Raw genomic sequence first — 20897 nt, forward strand, 5'->3', positions numbered from 1 at the left:
CCGGCCGCCCCGTCGTGCCATGAAAAAGCGGGCGCGCGCCCCGAAAGAGCGCACGCCCGCCTGGCGTTGCAGCGACACGGTGCCTTACAGCTCGCGTCCCGGATAGTGGCAGTTCACGAAGTGGCCGGGCTTGACCTCCATGGTGGGAGGCACCTCCGCCGAGCACTTCTCCGTCGCATGCGGGCAGCGCGTGTGGAACGGGCAGCCGCTCGGGATGTTCGTGGGGCTCGGCAGGTCGCCCTCGATGAGGACGTGCTTCTTCTCGATCGTGGGATCGGGCACGGGCACCGCCGACAGCAGGGCCTGGGTGTAGGGATGCTGCGGGTTGGAGTACAGCTCCTCGTTGGGAGCGACCTCCATCATGGTGCCCAGGTACATGACGCCGATGCGGTCCGAGATCATCTCGACGACGGCGAGGTCGTGCGAGATGAACAGGTACGTCAGGTTGTAGCGCTCCTGCACGTCGCGCAGAAGGTTCAAGACCTGGGCCTGAATGGACACGTCGAGCGCCGAGACGGGCTCGTCGGCCATGATGAGCTTGGGGTTGACCGACAGCGCGCGGGCGATGCCGATACGCTGGCGCTGGCCGCCGGAGAACTCGTGCGGGTAGCGCTCGCCGTGGGTGGCGGGCAGGCCGACGACCTCGAGGAGCTCGTGGACGCGCTTCAGGCGCTCGCCGGGGCTCATGTTCGTGTGGACCAGCAGGGGCTCGGCGATGATGTCCTGAACCCTCATGCGCGGGTTCAGCGAGCCGTACGGATCCTGGAAGACCATCTGCATCTCGGAGCGCAGCGGGCGCATCTCCTTGGTGGAGATCTTCGCGATGTCCTTGCCCTCGAAGATGATCTCGCCGGAATCGGGCGTGATCAGACGGTCGATCAGGCGGCTCGTGGTGGACTTGCCGCAGCCCGACTCGCCCACGAGCGAGAAGGTCTCGCCGGGCATGATGTCGAAGCTGACGTTGTTGACGGCGTGGACCCACTTCTTGGGCTTACCGAAAAACGTCTTGCCCACGGGGAAGCGCTTGCTCAGGTTCCTGACGGACAGCAGGGGCTCAGTTGCGGTAGCAGCCATCGCTTACGCCCCCTTTCGTGCGTTGGTGTGGAACGGGCAGGCGGCGTAGTGGTTCTCGCTCACCTTGTGGAGCTCCGGCAGCGCCTCGCTGCACGAAGGCTGCGCGTACTTGCAGCGCGGCGCGAAACGGCAGCCCGCGGGCATGGCCGCGAGGTCAGGCACGGAGCCCGGAATGGACGGCAGGCGATGCACGCGGCTGCCGAGCTTGGGCACCGACTCGATCAGGCCCTGGGTATAGGGGTGCTGCGGGTTGGCGAACAGCTCCTTGACCGGGGCCTCCTCGACGATGTTGCCCGCGTACATGACGATGACGCGGCTGCAGGTCTCGGCGACGACGCCCAGGTCGTGGGTGATCATGAGGATGCCCGTGTTGCGCTTGTTGCGGATGTCCTCCATGAGCGCCAGGATCTGCGCCTGGATCGTCACGTCGAGCGCCGTCGTGGGCTCGTCGGCGATGAGCAGCTTGGGCTCGCAGGACATGGCCATGGCGATCATGACGCGCTGGCACATGCCGCCGGACAGCTCGTGCGGGTAGTTGCGCAGCGTCATCTCGGGCTCGGGGATGCCAACGAGCTTGAGCGCGGCCACGCAGCGCTGGTGGAGCTCGTCTTTGGAGAGCTCCTTGTTGTGCAGCGAAATGGCCTCGATGAGCTGGTTCTCGATACGCATGATGGGATCGAGGGCGCTCATGGGCTCCTGGAAGATCATCGAGATCTCGTTGCCGCGGATGGACTGCATCTCGGACTCGGAAAGCTCGAGGATGTGCTTGCCGCCGAAGGAGATGTCACCGGTGATGCGCGTGGACAGCTTGTTGTGCAGACGCATGATGGACATCGAGGTGACGGACTTGCCGCAGCCCGACTCGCCCACCAGACCGACGATCTCGCCCGCGTCGACGTGGAAGGACACGCCGTTGACGGCGGTGATCCAATCCTTCTTTCCGCGCTTGAATTCTGTTCTGAGGTCCTTGACCTCAAGCAAGGTTTCAGCCATGAGGACCTCCGACTAGTTGAGCTTAGGATCGAGCGTGTCGCGCAGGCCGTCGCCGAACAGGTTGAAGGCCAGCACGGTCAGGAAGATCACCAGACCGGGGAACAGGACGAGGTGCGGAGCGATGGCCAGGTAGTTGCGGCCCTGCGACAGGATGGCGCCCCACTCGGCCTGGGTGACGTTGGCGCCGAAGCCCAGGAACGACAGGGAGGACGCCGACAGGATGGCGCCGCCCACGTTCATCGTGAAGTTGACGATGAGCGCCTGCATGGTGCCGGGGAAGATGTGCACGAACATCGTGCGCGCCGGCGTGCAGCCGATGGACTGCGAGACCTCGACGTACAGCTCGCCGCGGACCTCGAGCACCGCGCCGCGGATGATGCGCGCGAACGAGGGCACCGTGAACACGGCCAGGCCGATCATGATGTTGGTGATGCCCGGGCCGATGATGGCCACGATGGCGATGGCGAGCAGAATCGACGGGAACGCGAACATGACGTCGCAGATGCGCATGATGATCGAGTCGATGATGCCGCCGAAGAAGCCCGCGATCAGGCCGAGGACGACGCCGCCGGCCGTACCGAGGATCGACGCGGTGAGCGCCGTGCCGAGCGACAGCTGGGTGCCGGCGAGGATGCGCGAGAAGACGTCGCGGCCGAACTCGTCAGTGCCCCAGATATGGCGCGCGGACGGACCGGCGAGGATGGCGCTGTAGTCATAGGCGTTGGGATCATACGGGACGATCGACGGGCCGATGACCGCCATGATGAGGATGAACACGATGAACGCGAAGCCGAGCACCGCGGTCTTGCGGCGCAGGAACTTCTTGATGAACTGCACCGTGGGGTTTTGCGCCTGGGGCAGCTCCTCCGCCGTGGTGGCGGCAGCAGTTTGCTTGGTATCAGCCATGGTCGCCTCCTATTCGTATCTCACGCGCGGGTTGATGACGGCGTAGAGGATGTCGGCAAGCAGGTTGATCACCATGTACTCAAACGAGAAGAACAGGATGAGCGCCTGCACGACCTCGTAGTCGCGGAAACCGATGGAGTCGACCAACAGACGGCCCATGCCCGGAATCGAGAACACGCTCTCGACCACGACGGAGCCGGCGATGAGGGCGCCGATCTGCAGGGCGGTCACGGTGATGATGTCGATCGAGGAGTTCTTGAAGGCGTGGACCATGATGACGCGCGGCTCGGGCAGGCCCTTGGCGCGCGCGGTGCGGATGTAGTCCTTGCCCAGGTTCTCGATCATGGACGAACGGGTCACGCGGGCGAGAATGGCCATGATGCCCGCGCCCATGGCAACCGAGGGCAGGACGTAGCCGCGCCAGTCCTCAAGGCCGCCGGTCGGGAAGATGCCCAGGTTGACCGAGAAGATCTGCATGAGCTGCAGGCCGAGCCAGAAGTTGGGCAGCGAGATGCCGGCGATGGCGATGAGCATGCCGAGCAGGTCGAGGGCGCGACCGCGGTTGATGGAGGCGATGACGCCGATGATGATGCCCAGGATGACCGACCAGGTGATCGAGCAGATCGTCAGGTAGATCGTAATCGGCAGACGCGGGGCGAGCAGGTCGGCCACCGACGTGTTGTTGGTGAACGAGTGACCCAGGTCGCCCTGGAAGATGCCGGTGATCCACTGGATGTACTGCGGCACGAGCGGCTGGTCGAGGCCGAGCTCGCGACGGATGTTCTCGATCTCGCCAATCGTCGCGGTGGGGCCGCCGATCTGGCGCGCCGGGTCACCCGGAATCAGGCGAACGAACATGAAGATGATGATGGAGATGACAATCAAGAGCGGAATCATGCTCAAGACGCGCTTAACGGCGTATTTCCCCATGTAGCTCCCTCCCTTTCTGTCTTAACCGAGGTGATACGAGGGCTGCCAGCCCCCGCGGCGCGGAAGCTGGCAGCCGACAAACATCCTCGATGTAGGACTCAGGACGTGTGCAAGTTACTAGACGTTCAGCGTCGCGTGGATGACGTCGATGCCCTGCGCCACGTACTTGATGCCGTTGAGGTAAGCCTTGTAGGACAGGAGGGTGTTGTCGCTGGCGAGGAACAGCCAGGGGCACTCTTCCCAAGCGATGTCCTGGCACTTGCCGTAGTGCTCGTTCTGCTCCTCCTCGGTGGGCGCGGCGTTGCCGGCCTCGAGCTCGGAGTCGAACTCGTCGTTCTTCCAGAAGGCGGTGTTGTAGCCGGTCGGCGGCACCATGGCGCTGGAGAGCAGCGAGCGCAGGAAGCCGTCGGGGTCGGACTGCGACCAGTTGACGTACCACATCTGGAGCTCGGTGGTGTCCTCGGGCTCAGCGGCGATCTCGGCGTTGGTGGCAGCCTCGTTGGGCAGGACGTTCACCGTGACGCCGATCTTCTCGAGCTGCTGCATGACGAACGTGGCGCCCTTAGTCTCCTGCGTGGAGTTGTCGCAGATGATGGAGACCTCGAAGCCGTCGGCGTAGCCGGCCTCCTCGAGCAGGCTCTTGGCCTTGTCGATGTCGGTGTCGTACGGCGTCTGCGCCTTGTAGCCGGGAACGAGCTCGGGCAGGCAGGAGGTCGCAGGCGTGGCGGCGCCGGAGTACATGACGTTGACGTACTCGTCCTGGTTGAACGCATAGTTCAGGGCCTGGCGCACGCGGACGTCGGACAGCGGCTCGTAGTTGGTGTTGAGCGTGACGTAGCGCATGGTCGTCGAGGGGATCGAGATCATGTTGATGTCGCCGGCGGAGCGCACCGTGGCGACCTGGTCGGTCGGCATCGGGTAGATGGCCGTGGCCTCACCGGTCTGCAGGGCGGCGATACGGGAACCGGCCTCGGGCACGACGCGGAAGTCGATGCGGTCGATGGAGGGAGCCTCGCCCCAGTAATCCTCGTTACGGACGATGGAGACGTGGTCGCCCTGCGCGTACTCCTCGAGGACGTACGGGCCGGAACCCGCGGACTTCTTGGAGTAATCCCAGCTGGAGTCGGCCAGCGCCTTCGGGGAGATCAGGTAGAACTGCGTGATGGAGTTCATGAACGGCGCATACGGGTTCGGCAGGTGGAACTCGACGGTGTACTCATCGACGGCCGTGCAGGCATCGACGCGCGTGTTCTCGGTGTTCTCGTCGATGGTCTCGATGAACATACGACGACGACGCCAGTTGTTCTCGGGGTTGATGGCGGCCTCGTAGTTGGCCACGACGGCCTCGGCGTTCAGCGGCTCGCCGTCGGTGAAGGTGATGCCCTCGTTCAGGTGGAACGTGTAGGTGCAGGCATCCTCGGAGACCTTGTAGTCCTTGGCGGCACGCGCCTTGTACTCGTAGTTCTCGTCGAGATCGTACAGGGAGTCATAGATGTAGTACACGACGTTGCCAGAGTTGCCGTCGGACCAATCCATGGGGTGCATCTCCTGGAACTCGCCCTCGAAGGCCAGGATGCACTCGTTCTTGGGAGCCTTGCCGTCGGTCTTGGTGGCCTTGACGACGAAGCCGTCGGCGTCGGCCGTGATGGTCTCGACGTTCGACTCGCCGGAGCCGGCAGGCGCGCTACCGGTGGTCTCGCCACCGCCGCCGCAGCCAGCCAGACCAAGGCCGGCAACCGTCGCAGCGGCAGCAGCGGTCGCGCCAACGAACCCGCGACGGGTAACGCTGGAGGCGGTCCAGTTCTTGCTCTGTTTGTCCATATCAGACACCCCTTCCGCACCTCTCTTGTTCAAGAAATGGCGCATTTGATGTATTGGCACCAAAAGCACGAGCGCGCCGCAGTGATGCGGAGCGAAACGGCTATACTACGTGCCCGCCAGAACATAGTAACGCTTAATCGAGCGATAGCGCGATAGACGCCAAAGCGGCCATACCGTTCAGGCACCTGAAATCGACCGTTCACGGCGCGGAAATAATGAATTTCCTGCATACGGCCACAACGGTCACAACAGCAGATGTGGAGGAAACGTTGGCATACCAATTTGACCGCGCCCGCTACAACGAGCGCATGAAGTGGTACCTGCACGACCGCTTCGGGCTGTTCATCCACTTCGGTCTGTACGCCATTCCCGCACGCGGCGAGTGGGTGCGCAGCACCGAGGAGATGCCCGAGGACCAGTACCTGCCGTTCTTTGACGAATTCGACCCGTATGCCTTCGACGCCCGCGCCTGGGCGCGCGCCGCGAAGCGCGCCGGCATGCGCTACGCGGTGCTCACCTCCAAGCATCACGACGGGTTCTGCCTGTACGACACCGCCACCACCGACTTCAAGTCGACCAACACGCCGTTCGGCCGCGACATCGTCGCCGAGTTTCTGGACGCCTTCCGCGCCGAGGGCATCCGCGTGGGCCTGTACTACTCCATCATCGACTGGCACCACCCCGACTTCCCGCAGTACGGCGACCGTCAGGCCCCGCTGCGCAACGATCCGGTCGCCGGCTCCAACGAGCAGCGCGTGTTCGACCGCTACCTCGACTACATGCACGAGCAGGTGCGCGAGATCTGCACCAACTACGGCAAGCTCGATCTGCTGTGGTTCGACTTCGCCTACGACGACCTGCGCGGCGAGGCGTGGCGCGCCACCGAGCTCATGAATATGGTCCGCGAGCTCCAGCCCGACGTGATCGTCGACAACCGCCTCGAGTGCTCCGGCGAGGGCTTCGGCTCGCTCGCCTCCGGCAACCCGACCCCCTATCACGGCGACTTCGTGACGCCCGAGCGCATCCTGCCGCCCCACGGCCTGTTTGACGCCAACGGCGAGCCGCTCGCCTGGGAAGCCTGCATCACGATGAACGACAACTGGGGCTACTGCGCGACCGACACCAACTACAAGCCCGCGCCGCTGCTCATCCACAAGCTCGTCGAGTGCGTTTCCAAGGGCGGCAACATGATCTTGAACGTCGGTCCCGACGCGACCGGCCGCTTCCCCGACCAGTCGCTCGCGATCCTCGACGAGATCGGCCGCTGGATGGAGCGCAACGGCGCGTCCATCTACGGCTGCGGGCGCGCCGCCGGCGGCCCCATCGAGGTCGAGCGCCCCGAATACGGCCGCATCACCCGCTGCGGCAACACCTATTACTACCACCTGTACGAAAACGCCCTCGGCCCCGTGCCGCTGCTCGGCATCCCCAAGGACCGCATTGCCAAGATGCGCCTTTTGCGCGACGGCACCGAGGTGCGCCTCTCGACCAGCTGGGTGCACAGCGACTACCCCGACGTCGCCTTCGCCGACCTTGGCCCTTCGCCCGTGCTGCCCGACCCCGTGGACACCGTGCTTGCCGTGACGATCAAGGAGGACTGACGCGGTATGCCTTTGCTTTCTGAATCCCTGCACGCCTACGCCGACCGCCGACTTGCGGCGCGCCAGGAGCTGCTCGCCCCGCTGGCCGGCGACATCAAGGTCGCGCTCGAGTCGCTCGACGACCGCTGCGAGCAGACGCTGCTCAAGCTCTATCTGGGGACGCTGCCGCTGACCGATGTGTTCGATACGGACCTCGACGTGCTCGTGTCCTACGCGCGCCAGGCCCGCGAGCTGCGCGCGTCGAGCCCGTGGTGCAAGGATGTCCCGGAGCGCGTCTTCGTGCATTACGTCGCCTGCCCGCGCGTGAACAACGAGCCGCTCACCGACGCCTGGCCCGTCTTCCGTGCCGCCCTCGCCGAGCGCGTCGCCGACCTCGACGCCGACCGCGCCATCCTCGAGACGAACTACTGGTGCGCCGAGACCGCGACCTATCAGGCCTCCGACGGCCGCACGCTCGGCCCGCTCGGCGTGCTCGCCTCGGGCGACGGCCGCTGCGGCGAGGAGTCCACCTACCTGGTGTGCGCGCTGCGCTCCTTGGGTATCCCGGCCCGCCAGATCTACACGCCCTGGTGGGCGCACTGCGACGACAACCACGCCTGGGTCGAGGCCTACGCCGACGGCACCTGGTATTACCTTGGCGCCTGCGAGCCCGAGGAGGCGCTCGACCGCGGCTGGTTCACGGCGGCGTCGGGTCGTGCGATGCTCGTGCACACGCGCCTGTTCGGCGACTACGGCTGTGACTTCGAGGGCGATCGCCACCTGCTGTCCCGCGAGGGTAACCAGGTCATCGTGAACCTCACCGGCGCCTACGCCCCCACCACGCTGCTCACCGTCTCGGTGCGCGACGCCGCGGGCTCGCCCGTCCAGGGCGCCTCGGTGCGCCTGCGCCTAGTGAACGAGGCCTCCTGGCGCGACATCGCCCACCTGACGAGCGATGCGAACGGCACCGCCGAAATCGTGGTCGGCAAGGGCACGCTGCGCATCGTCGCCACCACCGCCGACGGCATGGCGGAGCAGATCATCGACACGACCTCGTGCTCCGCGGTTGAGCTCACCTTGGGCGACACCGTCACCGGCGACACGGAGTGGGTCGACTTCGATGTCCACGCCCCCGTTGACCATCCGGCCCCCTGCGGGCATCTGACGCCCGAGCAGGCCGAGATCGGACGCGTCCGCAAGCGCGAGGCCGACCGCATGCGCACCGAGCGCGTCGCGGGCAACGTCGAGCGCGCCCGCGAGCTCGCCCGTACGACCGGCCACGGCGAGGACGCGTGCCTGCCCTTCTTCGAGCAGGCCTTCGCCAACGCCGGCGAGGTCGCCCGCTTCCTTTCTGCCGACGACGGCGCCGACCGCGCCGCGCTGCTCGGCACGCTCACGTCCAAGGACTTCCGCGATCTTGACGCCGACGTGCTCGAGGACCACATCCTCGGCGCCCGCGCCGTCCGCGACGGCGCGCTTGCTTATCTCGCCCGCGAAGGCGTCACCGATGCGGAGGCCGCGCAGGACCTCTACGTGCGCTACGTCCTGTGCCCGCGCGCCCACTTCGAGCACCTCTCCGCCTACCGCGGCTTCATCCGCTCCTTCTTTGACGCCGAGCAGGCCGCAGCCTTTACCGCCGACCCGATGGCCGTGTGGACCTACATCTGCGACACCATGTCGTTCGACTCCGTCGAGAACGTCAAGAAGCTCGTGGGCACCCCGCGCGGCGCGCTGCTGTCCCGCCAGGCCAGCGCCGTCACGCGCCGCTCCCTGTTCGTCGCCATCTGCCGCAGCTTCGGCATCCCGGCGCGCATCAACCCCATCGACGCCGGCATCGAGTTCTTCGCGCACGGGGAGTTCGTCCCCGTCGAGCACGAGGAGCGCGGCGCCCTCGTCGCCTTCGCGAGCGATGCCGACCCCGCGCCCGGCTACTTCCAGGCGTGGAGCGTTGCGCGCTACCTGCGCTTCACTGCCGTCAGCGGCAAGGGGGCGCAGGGCTTCAAGGTGCTCGACTTCTGGGGCAAGGCGCCCTTCGAGGACGGCATCTGCCGCCTCAAGATGCCCTATGGCGAGTATCGCCTGACCACCGCCGTCCGCCTGCCCAACGGCGACGTTCAGGCCTCCGAGCGCGCTTTCGCGGTCGTCGAGGGCGCTGAGAGCGAGCCCATCGAGCTCAAGCTGCGCGAGCCGAATGTCTCCGAGATGCTCGCCGACATCGCGCTCGACGCGTTTGCCGTGCGCGACGAGGCCAGCGCCGCCGTGGACCCTGCCCGCATCGCCCTCGCGGGTGATAGCGATGCGCACCCCGTCATCGTGGCGTTCCTCGAGCCCGGTATGGAACCGACCGAGCACCTGCTCAACGAGATGCGCGAGCAGGCCGACCGCCTCGCCGCGGCGCGCGTGCCCGTCGTGCTCGTCGTGCGCGACGCCGATGCGCTGGCCGACCCGACGCTCGCGCGCACCCTGCCTCAGCTCAGCAACGTCACCGTCGCCTACGACGACTTCTCCGAGCTGCCCGAGCGCCTCGCGCGCCGCATGTTCGCCAACCCCGAGAAGCTGCCGCTCTCCATCCTCGCCGAGGCGGGCGCCGACGGTGCGCTCACCGGCCGCTATGCGGTGGGCGGCTACAACGTGGGCAGCGTCGATCTGATGCTCAAGCTCATCGCGCTCGCCAAGTAAGCGCGCACGGCTCACCTTCGCCGATGCGGTAAGCGGCCGCGGATCCCTTGCGATCCGCGGCCGCTTTTCTTGTGCCGCAAACGGACCCTTGTTCAAAAGAGACCCGATCTTTTGGGGCACATTCATGCACGAGGCCCGGTCGCGCCGATCGCGCGGCCGGGCCCCATCGCATCTTATGGGGTAAATCGGGTCCCTACGCCTCCATCAGGCCGGCGTAGGCGGCGCCGATAAGGCCGGCGTCGTTGCCGAGCGAGGCGATCTCGATCGGGGTATCGGCGCAGACGGACAGCGTGTAGTACTTGAAGCGCTCGACGAGCTTGTCCAGGAACAGGTCGCCCGCAGCGGACAGGCCGCCGCCGAGCACGATGGCCTCGGGGTCGACCGTGCAGGCCAGATTGGCGAGCGCCAGGCCGAGGTACTCGACCATGGTGTCGACGGCCGCGGCGGCAGCCTCGTCGCCCGCCTGATAGGCGCCGAACACGCTCTTGGAGTCGGAGGGGCCGGAGAGCTCGACCGGCTGGGTGCCGCGCTTCTCGCACTCCATCTTGTAGGAGTTCACCACGCCGGTCGCCGAGGCGTACTGCTCGAGACAGCCGCGACGGCCGCAGCCGCAGACGCGCTCCTCGGCCGGGTTCACGCAGGTGTGGCCGACCTCGCCGCCCGCGCCGTTGGCACCGCCGATGACCTTGCCGTCGATGACCACGCCGGCGCCGATGCCCGTGCCGAGCGTGACGAGGGCCATGCTGCGATGGCCGAGCGCCGAGCCGCGCCACATCTCGCCGAGGGCAGCCGCGTTCGCGTCGTTGACGAACGTCACGGCAGCACCTTCGAAGGCAGCCTTGAGCGCAGCGCCCAGACCGGGCAGGTCGAGCGATGCGTTGGCGATCAGCTTGACGTTGCCGTCATCGGGCACGGGGCAGGGCACGGCCAGGCCGATGCCCTTGAGGACGACGTCGCCGTCCTGGGCGTCCAGCAGGCTCTTGATGCCATCGATGACCGCGGCGTAGCCCGCCTCGTCAATCAGCGGCGGCGTGGGAACGCTCAGCTTGGAGAGCACCTCGCCGTTGCGGTTGACCAGGCCTTCCTTGACGGTCGTTCCTCCGACGTCGATGCCCACGAACAGTTCCTCGGCCATATGCGGCCCCCTTTCTGGATATGTATCGGTGCCACCCATGATACCGCGCCGATATGCCGTTTTGGCCGTGTTCGGCGAGCGGCGCGAACGGACGGAAAACGGAGACACCGCGCTCGGCCCAGGCCTATGCGGCGAACCCCGCTGCCAGCTCCTTGTCGAGCGCCGTCCTCAAGTCGTCCTCGTCAAGCTCCAGGTCGACCTCCAGCCGCAGCGGAGCGCTAGAGCCCGTGAAATGAAACACCGTGGGCACCGTCTTCACCCCGTGCCGGTCGCGAAACGCCGCGAGCGCCTCATCCGCATCGGTATTCGTGCTGTCCAGGTAGTAGAGGTCAACGCCGCGGTCGGCGAAGACCTGCGCCATCGACGGCAGCAGCTTGCGACACCAGCGGCACGTCGGACGACCGATGTATAGGTAGAAGTCCTCCCCCGCGTCCTCCTTTGCCGCAGCCTCGCCCGCATCGATCCCGATGAAGCCCGCGGCGGCCTTGTCGTACGCCGCAAGCTCGCGCAGCAGGCGCTCATCCTCGTCGGACGTCGCCGACGCCGGCGTGAGCTCGCAGACGCCGTCGAGCGAGCACGCGCCCGCAACCTGATCCATATCGCCCATGGCAACCCCTTTCGAACGTAGCCGTCGCATCCATCATACCCGCCGCGCCAAGCGAACGGACACCGGCCGTACATGAGCGCATCCCGCACCGCAGGCAGCGATGCGGGGGCAGAGCGGGCGCCCTTGATCAGCCGGAGGGCATGTATAGCTCCAGGGCGCGGTTTTTCGGAGCGATTTCCCCATCGGCCGGAGACGGCCAACAAAGCCGCAGTTGTTTCCTGCGACGTTATCGAGGTGTGTTTCCATAGGTGCAAAAGGGCACCGAAAAATCGCGCCCCAGAGCAGATGACGGCCTCGTAGATCCCCTCGTCTCGCAAAAGTATGCATGAGTCAAAATAGGACCTGCGGCAACATCCCAAAATATGCAGCGACCCGCTTTGGCTGTTTTGCCAGCCAAAGCGGGTCGCCGCCACATCACAGCAAAAGCCGCCCGCATCGTCTGCAGGCGCGCGAGGACACCGCCTATGACAGCTTGACGATGGGGGCGAATCCCTTCATGAGGCGCTTGGTCTGGCCGCTCTTCTCAAACTGGACCTCGATCATGTCGCCTTCCGCGGCGATGACCTTACCCACGCCGAACGTCTTGTGGCTCACCGTGTCGCCGGGCGCGAACACCTCGGCGGCGCGCGCCGCATCAGGACGGCGCTGCTCGACGGCGGATGTTGCAGCCGCACGACCGCGGGGGCGCGCAGCGCCCTGTCCGCTGCCGAACGTCGCAGGCTTCAAGCCCGCATCGGGGCTGATACCGGCATGGCGCGACGTGCCGCCGCCCGTCGAGCGCGTGTACGATCCGAACACGCGCCCGCCGTACATCTCTGAGCCCAAGCCGGAACCGAACGTCCCGCGGCGATCGCCGCGCTTCTCCCATCCGGTCCCCTCGAATCCCGAAGAGCCGATACCCGAAAACTCGATATGGTCCTCGGGAATCTCGTTCACAAAGCGCGAGCGCGGATTGGCCTGCGTCGATCCGTACGTGCGCCGCGTCGCCGCATATGTAAGGAACAGGCGCTTGCGCGCGCGCGTGATAGCCACGTAGGCAAGGCGGCGCTCCTCCTCGAGCTTGGCGGGGTCATCGGCCGAGGCGAATCCGGCAACATGGGGGAAGATGCCCTCCTCCATACCCGCCACGAACACGACGGGAAACTCCAAGCCCTTGGCGGAGTGCACCGTCATCATCGTGATCGCGCTCGTCTGACCCGACAGCGCGTCCAGGTCGGAGCGCAGCGCCAGCCACTCCATGAGAGCGGGCAAGGCAGCGCACGAGAGCGGACCATACGTCTGCTCGATCTCATCGGCCTGCGCGGTGGCCGTCGTCGCCACATCGCCACCTTGAGCGATGGAAACCGCCGGCGCATCCGCCGCGTCGACCACGCCGGCGTCACGCAGCTCCTCGAGGCTCTCGAGCGTGCCTTCGATGTCCTCGTGGGTCTCCTCGAACTCAGCCGCGACGCCCAGGAATTCCTGGATGTTCTCGGCACGGCTCTCGGCCTCCATGGTGCCCTCCGCGCGCAGGGCCTGCAGCAGCCCGGTGCGGTCGACAATCGCGTCGATCACATCTTTGAGCTCGCCGTCCATGCGACGGCCCTCGCGCACGATGTTCACGAAGTCGCCGAGTCCGCGGCGCACCTTGGCCGAGAACATGGACGTCTCCGCGCACGCCAGCTCGCACGCCTGGAAAAACGAGCAGCGGTTCGCGGCGGCGAGGATCTCGATCTTGGAGATGGATGTCGACCCGATACCGCGGCGCGGCGTGTTGATAACCCGCTTGACGCTCATCTCGTCGGCGGGATTCACGACCATCTTGAGATAGGCCATGACATCGCGGATCTCCGCGCGGTCGAAGAAGCGCGTGCCGCCCACGATCTTGTACGGAACGCCCGCGCGCAGGAACATGTCTTCGAGGATGCGCGACTGGGCGTTGGTGCGGTAGAACACCGCCATGTCGTCATAGCCCGTGCCAATGCCGTGGAGCTTCTCGATCTCGGCGGCGATCCAGCGCCCCTCGTCGCGTTCGTCGCTCGCCTGGTAGGCCTGGATCTTCTCGCCGTCGCCGGCATCGGTGAACAGGCGCTTGTCCTTGCGCTGCGAGTTATGGCGCACCACCGCGTTGGCCGCGGCCAAAATGTGCCCCGTGGAGCGGTAGTTTTGCTCGAGCTTGACCACGCGCGCGTCGGGAAAGTCCTTCTCGAAGTCCAAGATGTTGGAGATGTCCGCGCCGCGCCAGCTGTAGATGGACTGGTCGTCATCGCCCACGACCATGAGGTTGTGGTATTTGGCGGCGAGCAGGTTGGCGATCTCGTACTGCACGTGATTGGTGTCCTGGTACTCGTCCACGCTGATGTAGCGGAAGCGCTCCTGGTAGCGGTCGAGCACCTCGGGACGCGTGCGCAAAAGCTCCAGGGCGCGTACGAGCAGATCATCGAAATCCATGGCGTTCGCCGCGCGCAGCCGGCGCTCGAGCTCGGCGTAGACGCGGGCGGCCTTCTCGGTCTTGGGGTCGTCGGCGCGCTGGGCGAGCTCCTCGGGCCCCACCATGGCGTTTTTGGCCGCCGAGATCTTGCCGCGAATCATGTTGAGGGGATACTGCTTTTGATCGATATCCATGCTCGCCATGATGTCGCGCACCAAGCGGCGCGAATCGTCGTCGTCGTAGATGGTGAACTGGCCGGTATAGCCCAAAAGGTCGGCGTCCTCGCGCAGCATGCGCACGCACATGGCATGGAAGGTGCACACCCACATGCCGCGTGTGCCGCCGGGCAGAAGCCCCTGCAGGCGCTCGCGCATCTCGGCGGCGGCCTTGTTGGTGAAGGTGATGGCCAGAATCTGCCAAGGACGGACGCCCAAGTCGGCGATCATGTGGGCGATTCGGTAGGTGAGCACACGCGTCTTGCCCGACCCCGCGCCCGCGAGCACGAGCAGCGGTCCCTCGGTGGCAAGCACCGCCTCGCGCTGGGCGGGGTTCAGGCTGTCGATATCGAGCTGCGGGCGCGGCGGGGCCGCAGGCGCATCGTAGATGTCGAGCGGGACCTGCTCGACGGCCGCAGGCTCTGCCTCGCGCGCGGCCTGCATGTTCTTTTCCCACGGAAGCTGTAGGGGCATACGCGACCTCCGGATATCGAATCGGCGCCTCCTGCGGGATGCGCCATATGTTGAGCCAAATCAGTATAGCCGCCCGCGTGGACACCACAGCGTAAAAACACCTGCGGCGGGGTCGCCCGGGTCAGGGCGCCCGGCGGTTAAAACACCCTAGGGATTATTTTACATGGCGCATGAAGAAACATGCGCCATGTAAAATAATCCCTAGGGTGTTTTAACCGCCGGGCGCCTTATCCCAGAAGCGACCCTGCCGGGCCGGAGGCCTTCACGCTACAGCGACCACAGCAGGCGCATGCCGATCGTCACGAGCGGCACGGTGATGAGCGACAGCGCCGTCGACGTCATGACGAGCTTCGAGGCGAAGGGTGCGTCGGCATGGTACTTCTCGGCGAGCATCGCCGTAGTGCTCGCCGCGGGCATAGCGGACAGCAGCACGCACACCTCGGCGGAGAAGGCGTCGACCGGCAGCAGGTGCAGCACCACAGCCACGATGATGGGGATGGCGATCAGGCGCTCGAAGCTGTAGACAAGCGCCTCGCGGTCGAGCATCTCGCGCAGCGGGCACTCGCTGATGATGGCACCGACCACGAACATGCTGAGCGCCGTGTTGCAGCCGCCGATGAAGTCGACGGCGCCGACGATCGGCTCGGGCAGCGTAAAGCCCGCGCTGTACCAGGCCATCACGGCGAAACCGATGAAAATCGACAGGACGCAGGGGTGCAGCAGCACGCGGCGCACGGCATGGCGGTCCTTGGTGCCCGCGAACATGCTCACGCCGTAGGTCCACATGAGGATACGCTGCGGCAGCAGGAACACCGCGGCACACAGCAGGCCCTGCGAGCCGAAGTAGGCTTCGGCCACCGGCATGCCGATGAGCCCCGCGTTGGACACCATGATGCCGTACTTCAGACAGGCGCGATGGCTCTCCTCGGTCCCACGGAAGAACACGTGGTTCCACAGGGCATAAAACAGCTGCAACGCGCAGGCGATGGCCAGCACGGATATCGTCATCCTGAGAATCTCCGGCGTGATCGCCATCTCAAAGGAGCCGATGATCGAGGCGGGCATCACCACGGCCATGATCACGTCGACCAGATGCGCTCGCGTCATCGCGTCGAGCGTCTTGCGCAGACCGAGGTAGTAACCCACCGCGGTCATGATGAAGATCTCGATCTGGATCGCGATCATCTCCATGCCGACGTCATCCCCCTTTCGCAGAGCGACAAGATCGTACCTGGCACCAACTTGTCGCTACAGGCCCAAAGCGGGAACAAGACCGAGGAAGTACACGAGTACGAGCACGCCGAGCACGATGCGGTACACGCCGAAGCCCTTGAAGTCGTGACGGCGCACGAAACCCATGAGCCAGCGGATGGCGAGCAGCGACACGACGAAGGCGGTAAGGCAGCCGACGACCATGATGCCGATCTCGTTGGAACCGAAGGTGCCGCCGTCCATTACCAGGTACTTGACGAGCTTGAGGGCGCTTGCGCCGAACATGACCGGCACGGCCAGGAAGAACGTGAACTTGGAGGCGACGGTACGGGTGCAGCCCAGCAGCAAGCCGCCGATGATGGTGGAGCCGGAGCGCGACGTGCCGGGGATGAGCGAGAGGACCTGGAAGCAGCCGATGCCGAGCGCCGTCTTCCAAGAGAGGTCCTCGAGCGTGGTGATGCGGCCGAAGTCGGTATCCCCGCTCTCATCCACCGACGGGCGGGCGGGAGCGGCGAAATGCGATCCGGCAGGGCGGCCCACCGTCAGCTCGCCGCTTTCAATCATCTGCTGACGACGGCGGGCGCGCCAGTTCTCGATGACGATGAAGGCGATGCCGTAGACGATGAGCGCGGCGGCCACGACGATAGAGCTGTACAGGTGCTCCTCCATGAAGTCGTCGAGCGGAATGCCGACCGCCGCGGCCGGGATGCAGCCGAGCACGATCTTGCCCCACAGCTTCCAGGTGTTGCGGCGACCCTCGCGGCCCTTGGACGGGCTGAACGGGTTGAGCTCGTGGAAGAACAGGACGCACACCGCAAGAATGGCACCTAGCTGGATGACGACCTGGAACATGTTCCAGAACTCTTGGGAAACGTTCAGCTTGATGAACTCGTCAACCAGGATGAGATGGCCGGTCGACGAGATGGGCAGCCACTCGGTAATGCCCTCGACGACGCCCAAAAACGCTGATTTCAACAGCTCGATGATATCCACAGTATGCCCTTCGCCAGACTGCCGCGGGCGCACCGCGGCGGGAGGTATCGAATCCGATGTTCCATTATCGCCCGCACGGGACACCAAGGCGAAAAAGCCGCATCGTTTACAGATTCATCGCGCGGTCACACACCTTCGAGGGTATAACCAAGGCATCGCGAGCCGGATAGCGCACGCACGGCGCGCGCCGGACGAAGGAGGTAACCATGAACGAAGGCTATTCCAAGGTATTCGTTTCGCTCGACGGCACCGAGCAGCAGGACTTCGTGCTTGCCCGCGCGATCAAGGTCGCAGCGAACAACGGGGCCAAGCTCATCATCGGCCACGTGATCGACTCCACGGCCCTCGAGTCGGCGGGATCCTACCCGGTCGACCTCATCGCCGGCCTGGAAGAGTCGTTCCGCAACTCCATCGCCGAACAGCTCCAGGAGGCCGAGGAGAACCCTGACATCCCCGAGGTCCAGGTCATCGTCAAGGCCGGCCGCATCCGCGAGACCCTGAAGGACGAGATGCTCGACGTCATCCAGCCCGACCTGGTCATGTGCGGTGCACGCGGCCTGTCCTCCATCAAGTACGCGCTGCTCGGCTCGATCTCGACGTTCCTGTTGCGCAGCACGGAGTGCGATATCTTGGTCGTGAAGTAACTGCCGGTCCCTGCGCGGGCGGGTGGAACCCCTTCGCGGACGTCCTCGCCGCGTTGCGGCTGCGGGATGTCCGCGAAGGGGTTCCACCCGCCCGCTGCGTCAGCTGCTTCCCGATTGAACGGGAGAGATGGCTGAAATAGCTGTCAATCCCTGCGGCCTGCCCAGAATCCCCTGAGCCCACGTCCTCGCGCCTGCGGCGCTGCGGGATGTGGGCTCAGGGGATTCTGGGCAGGCTCGATTGCAGCCACCCCGACATTGAACAATTGAGGAATGGCGCGGCGTCTTTGGACGCCGCTTTTTATGGGATTAGGCGGGGTTTTGGGGGATGTGCTCGAAGTAGTGCATCTTGTTGGATGGGAAGGTGAGCGTCACGGCGAAGCCGGCACCCTGCTCGGAGCGCGCCTCCACGCCGATACCCATCTTGTCGCAGAGCCGTTTGACCAGATAGAGCCCGATGCCGGTCGAACGCTTGGCGACGCGGCCGTTGCTCCCGGTAAAACCCCGGTCGAACACGCGCGGCAGGTCGGCCGCCGATACGCCGACGCCGTTATCGCTGACGGTCAGCTCCACGCACTCGTCGGTGGAACCCTCGTGGCGCCGCGCCCCTCGGAACTCAACGGTCGCGCCATCCTCGCGCGCATACTTGACGGAGTTTTGGATGAGCTGCCCCAAGATGAACTCCATCCACTTGTCGTCCGTGAACACCTCCATGTCCAGATCGCAGCGCACCGGCGCCATCCGTGCCGCGATCATGGCGCGGGCGTTCGCCTTGATCGCCGTCGTCACCAGCGAGTCAAGCGAATGCTTGCGAATCAGGTAGTCGCGGTCGAGCGTTTCTGAGCGGGCGAAGAACAGCGCCTGCTCGATATAGCGCTCGACGCGGTCGAGCTCCTCGTCGAGCGCCTCTGCCTTCTTGAGCGCCGCCGTCGAGTCACCATCAGCCGGAATCGATTCGGTCAGGTTCTCGAGCATCAGATGCGCTGCAGCAAGCGGGGACTTCGCCTCGTGCACCCAGGTCTCGATATACTCGCGGTAATCGGCCACCTGCCGCTGGCAGCTCGCGACATCGTCGTTTGCCGATTTGGAAATCGCCCGCAACGCATCGTAGACGACCTCGCCCTCCGCGAAATCGGGGCGATCGACCATCTCGGCAATCCACAGCGGGTGCTCGACACGCGACGCGGCCCGCTCAAGGTCACCGAAAAACGCCCGGCGCTGCAGCCACGACAGGACGTTGACGGCGAGCGCCGCGAGCAGCACCATGCCGCAGACCAGCAGGGCAACGGTCCAGCCGGCACCGGCGACCGTGAGCACAAAGCCGATAAGGCCGGTGGCGACGAGCACGATGAATGCCCCGATGAGCGACGATTTGAGGTACGTGCCGTACGACATCGAAGCCCCCTAGACCGAATAGCCGCGACCGCGATGCGTGGACAGATAGCCGCTCACGCCGATTTTCTCGAGCGTGTTGCGCAGGCGGTTGATGTTGACCGTCAAGGTGTTGTCATCCACGAACGCATCCGAATCCCATAGGTCGCGCATGATAGCCTCGCGCGAGACGATAGTCCCCGCATGCTTGATAAGAAGCGCCAAGATGCGCATCTCGTTTTTGGTGAGCTCCACCTGAGCCCCGTTGGCACGTGCGATCGAGCGGGCCAGATCGAGTTCGAGCCCGTTGTGCGAAACGACATTGCGCTCGGGCGCGACGTTCGCCCGTCGCAAAAGCGCCTGGATGTGGGCGATGAGCACGCGAGAGCTGTACGGCTTGGTCACGAAATCGTCGGCACCCATCGTCATGCTTAAGACCTCGTCGATCTCGGTCACGCGCGAGGTGAGCACGATGATGGGCACACCGGAGCGCTCGCGCAGGTCGCGACAGATCAGCTGCCCATCGGTCCCGGGCAACGTCAGATCGAGCAGTACGAGGTCTGGGTCGGCAGCCACGATATCGTCGACCACGGCGTCGAAGGTCGAGCACGCCGCCACGTCGAAGCCGTTGCGCTCAAGCACCTGTGCCAACTCGGTACGAATGGGCTCGTCATCTTCGACGATGTAGATGAGCGGCATAGTGGCCTCCTCGATACGGCACGGATGCGGCGGACGGCCCGCCACGTTCCCATTATGCCGCGACGCGCGCAAGGCGGCGTCGGCAGCCCGACACGTTGCGACAATGTAAGAGACCGAGAGGCCGCGGCATGTCGCCCAAAACCCACGGGCGACGCGACCGCGATGAGCAGGCGTCCGCCCTCGCCTGCGAGCTTACGAGTACAGTTTGGCCACGCCGGAAGAGAAAAAGCGCAGCGTCTCCGCGTCGGGCGTCTTGACACCCATCGCCTCATCGGAAACGACCACACCGTGCTCGTCCGAGATCAGGGCAACGGGCGCGGCGGCAACGGAATCAACGGAACCGTCGCGGACGATCTCGTAGCCGCGCGTGGATGCCAACTGCTCCACCAGCGTTCCCGTGCCGCAGAGCACCTCGTCGCACTCGGCCGCAACATGCAGCGCCCCGTCGCGCACGCAGCAGAGCAGCTCGGGGGCGACCCCGGTCTTTGCAGCCTCGTCGCGCGCCTGCGCAGCCCGGGAAGCAAGGGCGGCGGCAGACGTATCGGACAGCGGCTCGTACGCACCGACCGTCATCGCGGCATTGCCGTTGACGTCGATCACGAGCATGAGAACGCCGCTCGGATCGTCATAGGCGCCGTCGGCAAGCGACCACTCCACGTGCTGCTTTGCCCACGAGAGCATGTTGCGCGTGAGCGGCTCGCCCATCACCAGGCGCTGCGAAAGCGCGCGGATATGCCGGTTGAGCAGGGGCACCGTGCGCTTTGCCATGCGCCAGCGGCACACGAGCGCCGGCCGATCCAGCTCAAAGGCGGGCGCGGCCTCCTGGTTGGCGCAAAACTCCTCATAGGCACGCCGGTCATCGGCGTTTTGGAACAGCTCGCGTGCGGTCGGCTCCATGCCCCACCCTCTTTTCGACGACATCGGTTCAAACGAAGCCATTGTACCCTTCGGCGCTCCTGGCAACCTAACGGATGTCTCGCCAGGTTCAGTGCCCCGATATCTTCGAAATCGGCAGCAGGAATTACCCCGCTCGGTGGACCCAAGCTCACAGCGGAAGCCGAGCTCCGACAGGCCAACGTCGTCCGTCATAGCGAAGGGGCGCACGCCCGCAGACACGCGCCCCTTCGATTGGCCCTAGAATAAAGGCGATAAGCCGA

Annotated in this window: 16 protein-coding genes; 3 read left to right on the forward strand and 13 right to left on the reverse strand. The window is 65.4% G+C overall.

Translation table 11 applies throughout. The annotated features are described in order from the left end of the window. Positions 1–84 precede the first annotated feature (84 nt). The 5 genes from QUW00_RS07200 to QUW00_RS07220 all read right to left on the reverse strand — a co-directional run bounded on the left by QUW00_RS07200 (position 85) and on the right by QUW00_RS07220 (position 5724). Complete coding sequence (locus QUW00_RS07200; protein ID WP_289613707.1) at positions 85–1074, reverse strand: ABC transporter ATP-binding protein; 990 nt, start codon at positions 1072–1074, stop codon at positions 85–87. 3 nt (positions 1075–1077) lie between these two features. Further along, on the reverse strand, positions 1078–2067 hold the full coding sequence (locus QUW00_RS07205) for an ABC transporter ATP-binding protein (RefSeq protein ID WP_289613708.1): 990 nt from the start codon (positions 2065–2067) through the stop codon (positions 1078–1080). Between the two features lie 12 nt (positions 2068–2079). Then, positions 2080–2973 (reverse strand): ABC transporter permease, encoded by an 894-nt coding sequence (locus QUW00_RS07210; protein WP_289613709.1) that lies wholly within the window; start codon positions 2971–2973, stop codon positions 2080–2082. A gap of 9 nt (positions 2974–2982) precedes the next feature. Continuing rightward, positions 2983–3903 carry an ABC transporter permease gene (locus tag QUW00_RS07215; protein ID WP_235422096.1) on the reverse strand — a complete coding sequence of 307 codons (921 nt, stop codon included), beginning with the start codon at positions 3901–3903 and terminating at the stop codon, positions 2983–2985. A gap of 117 nt (positions 3904–4020) precedes the next feature. Further along, positions 4021–5724 carry an ABC transporter substrate-binding protein gene (locus QUW00_RS07220; protein ID WP_289613710.1) on the reverse strand — a complete coding sequence of 568 codons (1704 nt, stop codon included), beginning with the start codon at positions 5722–5724 and terminating at the stop codon, positions 4021–4023. Positions 5725–5993: 269 nt separating this feature from the next. Between QUW00_RS07220 and QUW00_RS07225 the strand changes: the two genes are divergently transcribed. Both QUW00_RS07225 and QUW00_RS07230 read left to right on the forward strand, forming a co-directional pair. Next, a complete protein-coding gene (locus QUW00_RS07225) occupies positions 5994–7325 on the forward strand; it encodes an alpha-L-fucosidase (protein WP_289613711.1) in 1332 nt (443 codons plus the stop codon). Between the two features lie 6 nt (positions 7326–7331). After that, a complete protein-coding gene (locus tag QUW00_RS07230) occupies positions 7332–9983 on the forward strand; it encodes a transglutaminase domain-containing protein (protein WP_289613712.1) in 2652 nt (883 codons plus the stop codon). A 193-nt stretch (positions 9984–10176) separates the two neighbouring features. Here QUW00_RS07230 and QUW00_RS07235 read toward each other — a convergent pair whose 3' ends face one another. The 5 genes from QUW00_RS07235 to QUW00_RS07255 all read right to left on the reverse strand — a co-directional run bounded on the left by QUW00_RS07235 (position 10177) and on the right by QUW00_RS07255 (position 17029). After that, positions 10177–11118 carry an ROK family protein gene (locus QUW00_RS07235; protein ID WP_289613713.1) on the reverse strand — a complete coding sequence of 314 codons (942 nt, stop codon included), beginning with the start codon at positions 11116–11118 and terminating at the stop codon, positions 10177–10179. Positions 11119–11242: 124 nt separating this feature from the next. Further along, the gene (locus QUW00_RS07240) at positions 11243–11725 is read right to left on the reverse strand and encodes a hypothetical protein (protein WP_289613714.1); all 483 of its coding nucleotides are present in this window, start codon (positions 11723–11725) and stop codon (positions 11243–11245) included. Between the two features lie 462 nt (positions 11726–12187). Further along, positions 12188–14824: an ATP-dependent helicase gene (locus QUW00_RS07245; protein WP_289613715.1), complete on the reverse strand. Its 2637-nt coding sequence runs from the start codon at positions 14822–14824 to the stop codon at positions 12188–12190. 267 nt (positions 14825–15091) lie between these two features. After that, entirely contained in the window at positions 15092–16015 is a 924-nt protein-coding gene (locus QUW00_RS07250; protein ID WP_289613716.1) for an AEC family transporter, read from the reverse strand. 57 nt (positions 16016–16072) lie between these two features. Beyond that, on the reverse strand, positions 16073–17029 hold the full coding sequence (locus QUW00_RS07255) for an undecaprenyl-diphosphate phosphatase (protein ID WP_289613717.1): 957 nt from the start codon (positions 17027–17029) through the stop codon (positions 16073–16075). Between the two features lie 206 nt (positions 17030–17235). On the opposite strand from QUW00_RS07255, the gene QUW00_RS07260 reads away from it, so the two are divergent. Further along, positions 17236–17673 carry a universal stress protein gene (locus QUW00_RS07260; protein ID WP_289613718.1) on the forward strand — a complete coding sequence of 146 codons (438 nt, stop codon included), beginning with the start codon at positions 17236–17238 and terminating at the stop codon, positions 17671–17673. Positions 17674–17979: 306 nt separating this feature from the next. On the opposite strand, the gene QUW00_RS07265 is transcribed toward QUW00_RS07260, so the two are convergent. From QUW00_RS07265 to QUW00_RS07275, 3 genes are all read right to left on the reverse strand, one after another. Further along, positions 17980–19065 carry a sensor histidine kinase gene (locus tag QUW00_RS07265; RefSeq protein ID WP_289613719.1) on the reverse strand — a complete coding sequence of 362 codons (1086 nt, stop codon included), beginning with the start codon at positions 19063–19065 and terminating at the stop codon, positions 17980–17982. Between the two features lie 9 nt (positions 19066–19074). Then, positions 19075–19740 carry a response regulator transcription factor gene (locus QUW00_RS07270; RefSeq protein ID WP_289613720.1) on the reverse strand — a complete coding sequence of 222 codons (666 nt, stop codon included), beginning with the start codon at positions 19738–19740 and terminating at the stop codon, positions 19075–19077. Positions 19741–19932: 192 nt separating this feature from the next. Beyond that, positions 19933–20637: a hypothetical protein gene (locus QUW00_RS07275; protein WP_289613721.1), complete on the reverse strand. Its 705-nt coding sequence runs from the start codon at positions 20635–20637 to the stop codon at positions 19933–19935. Positions 20638–20897 lie beyond the last annotated feature (260 nt).

It is taken from the genome of Collinsella tanakaei (genome assembly GCF_030373545.1).
Lineage (GTDB): Bacteria > Actinomycetota > Coriobacteriia > Coriobacteriales > Coriobacteriaceae > Collinsella > Collinsella tanakaei_C.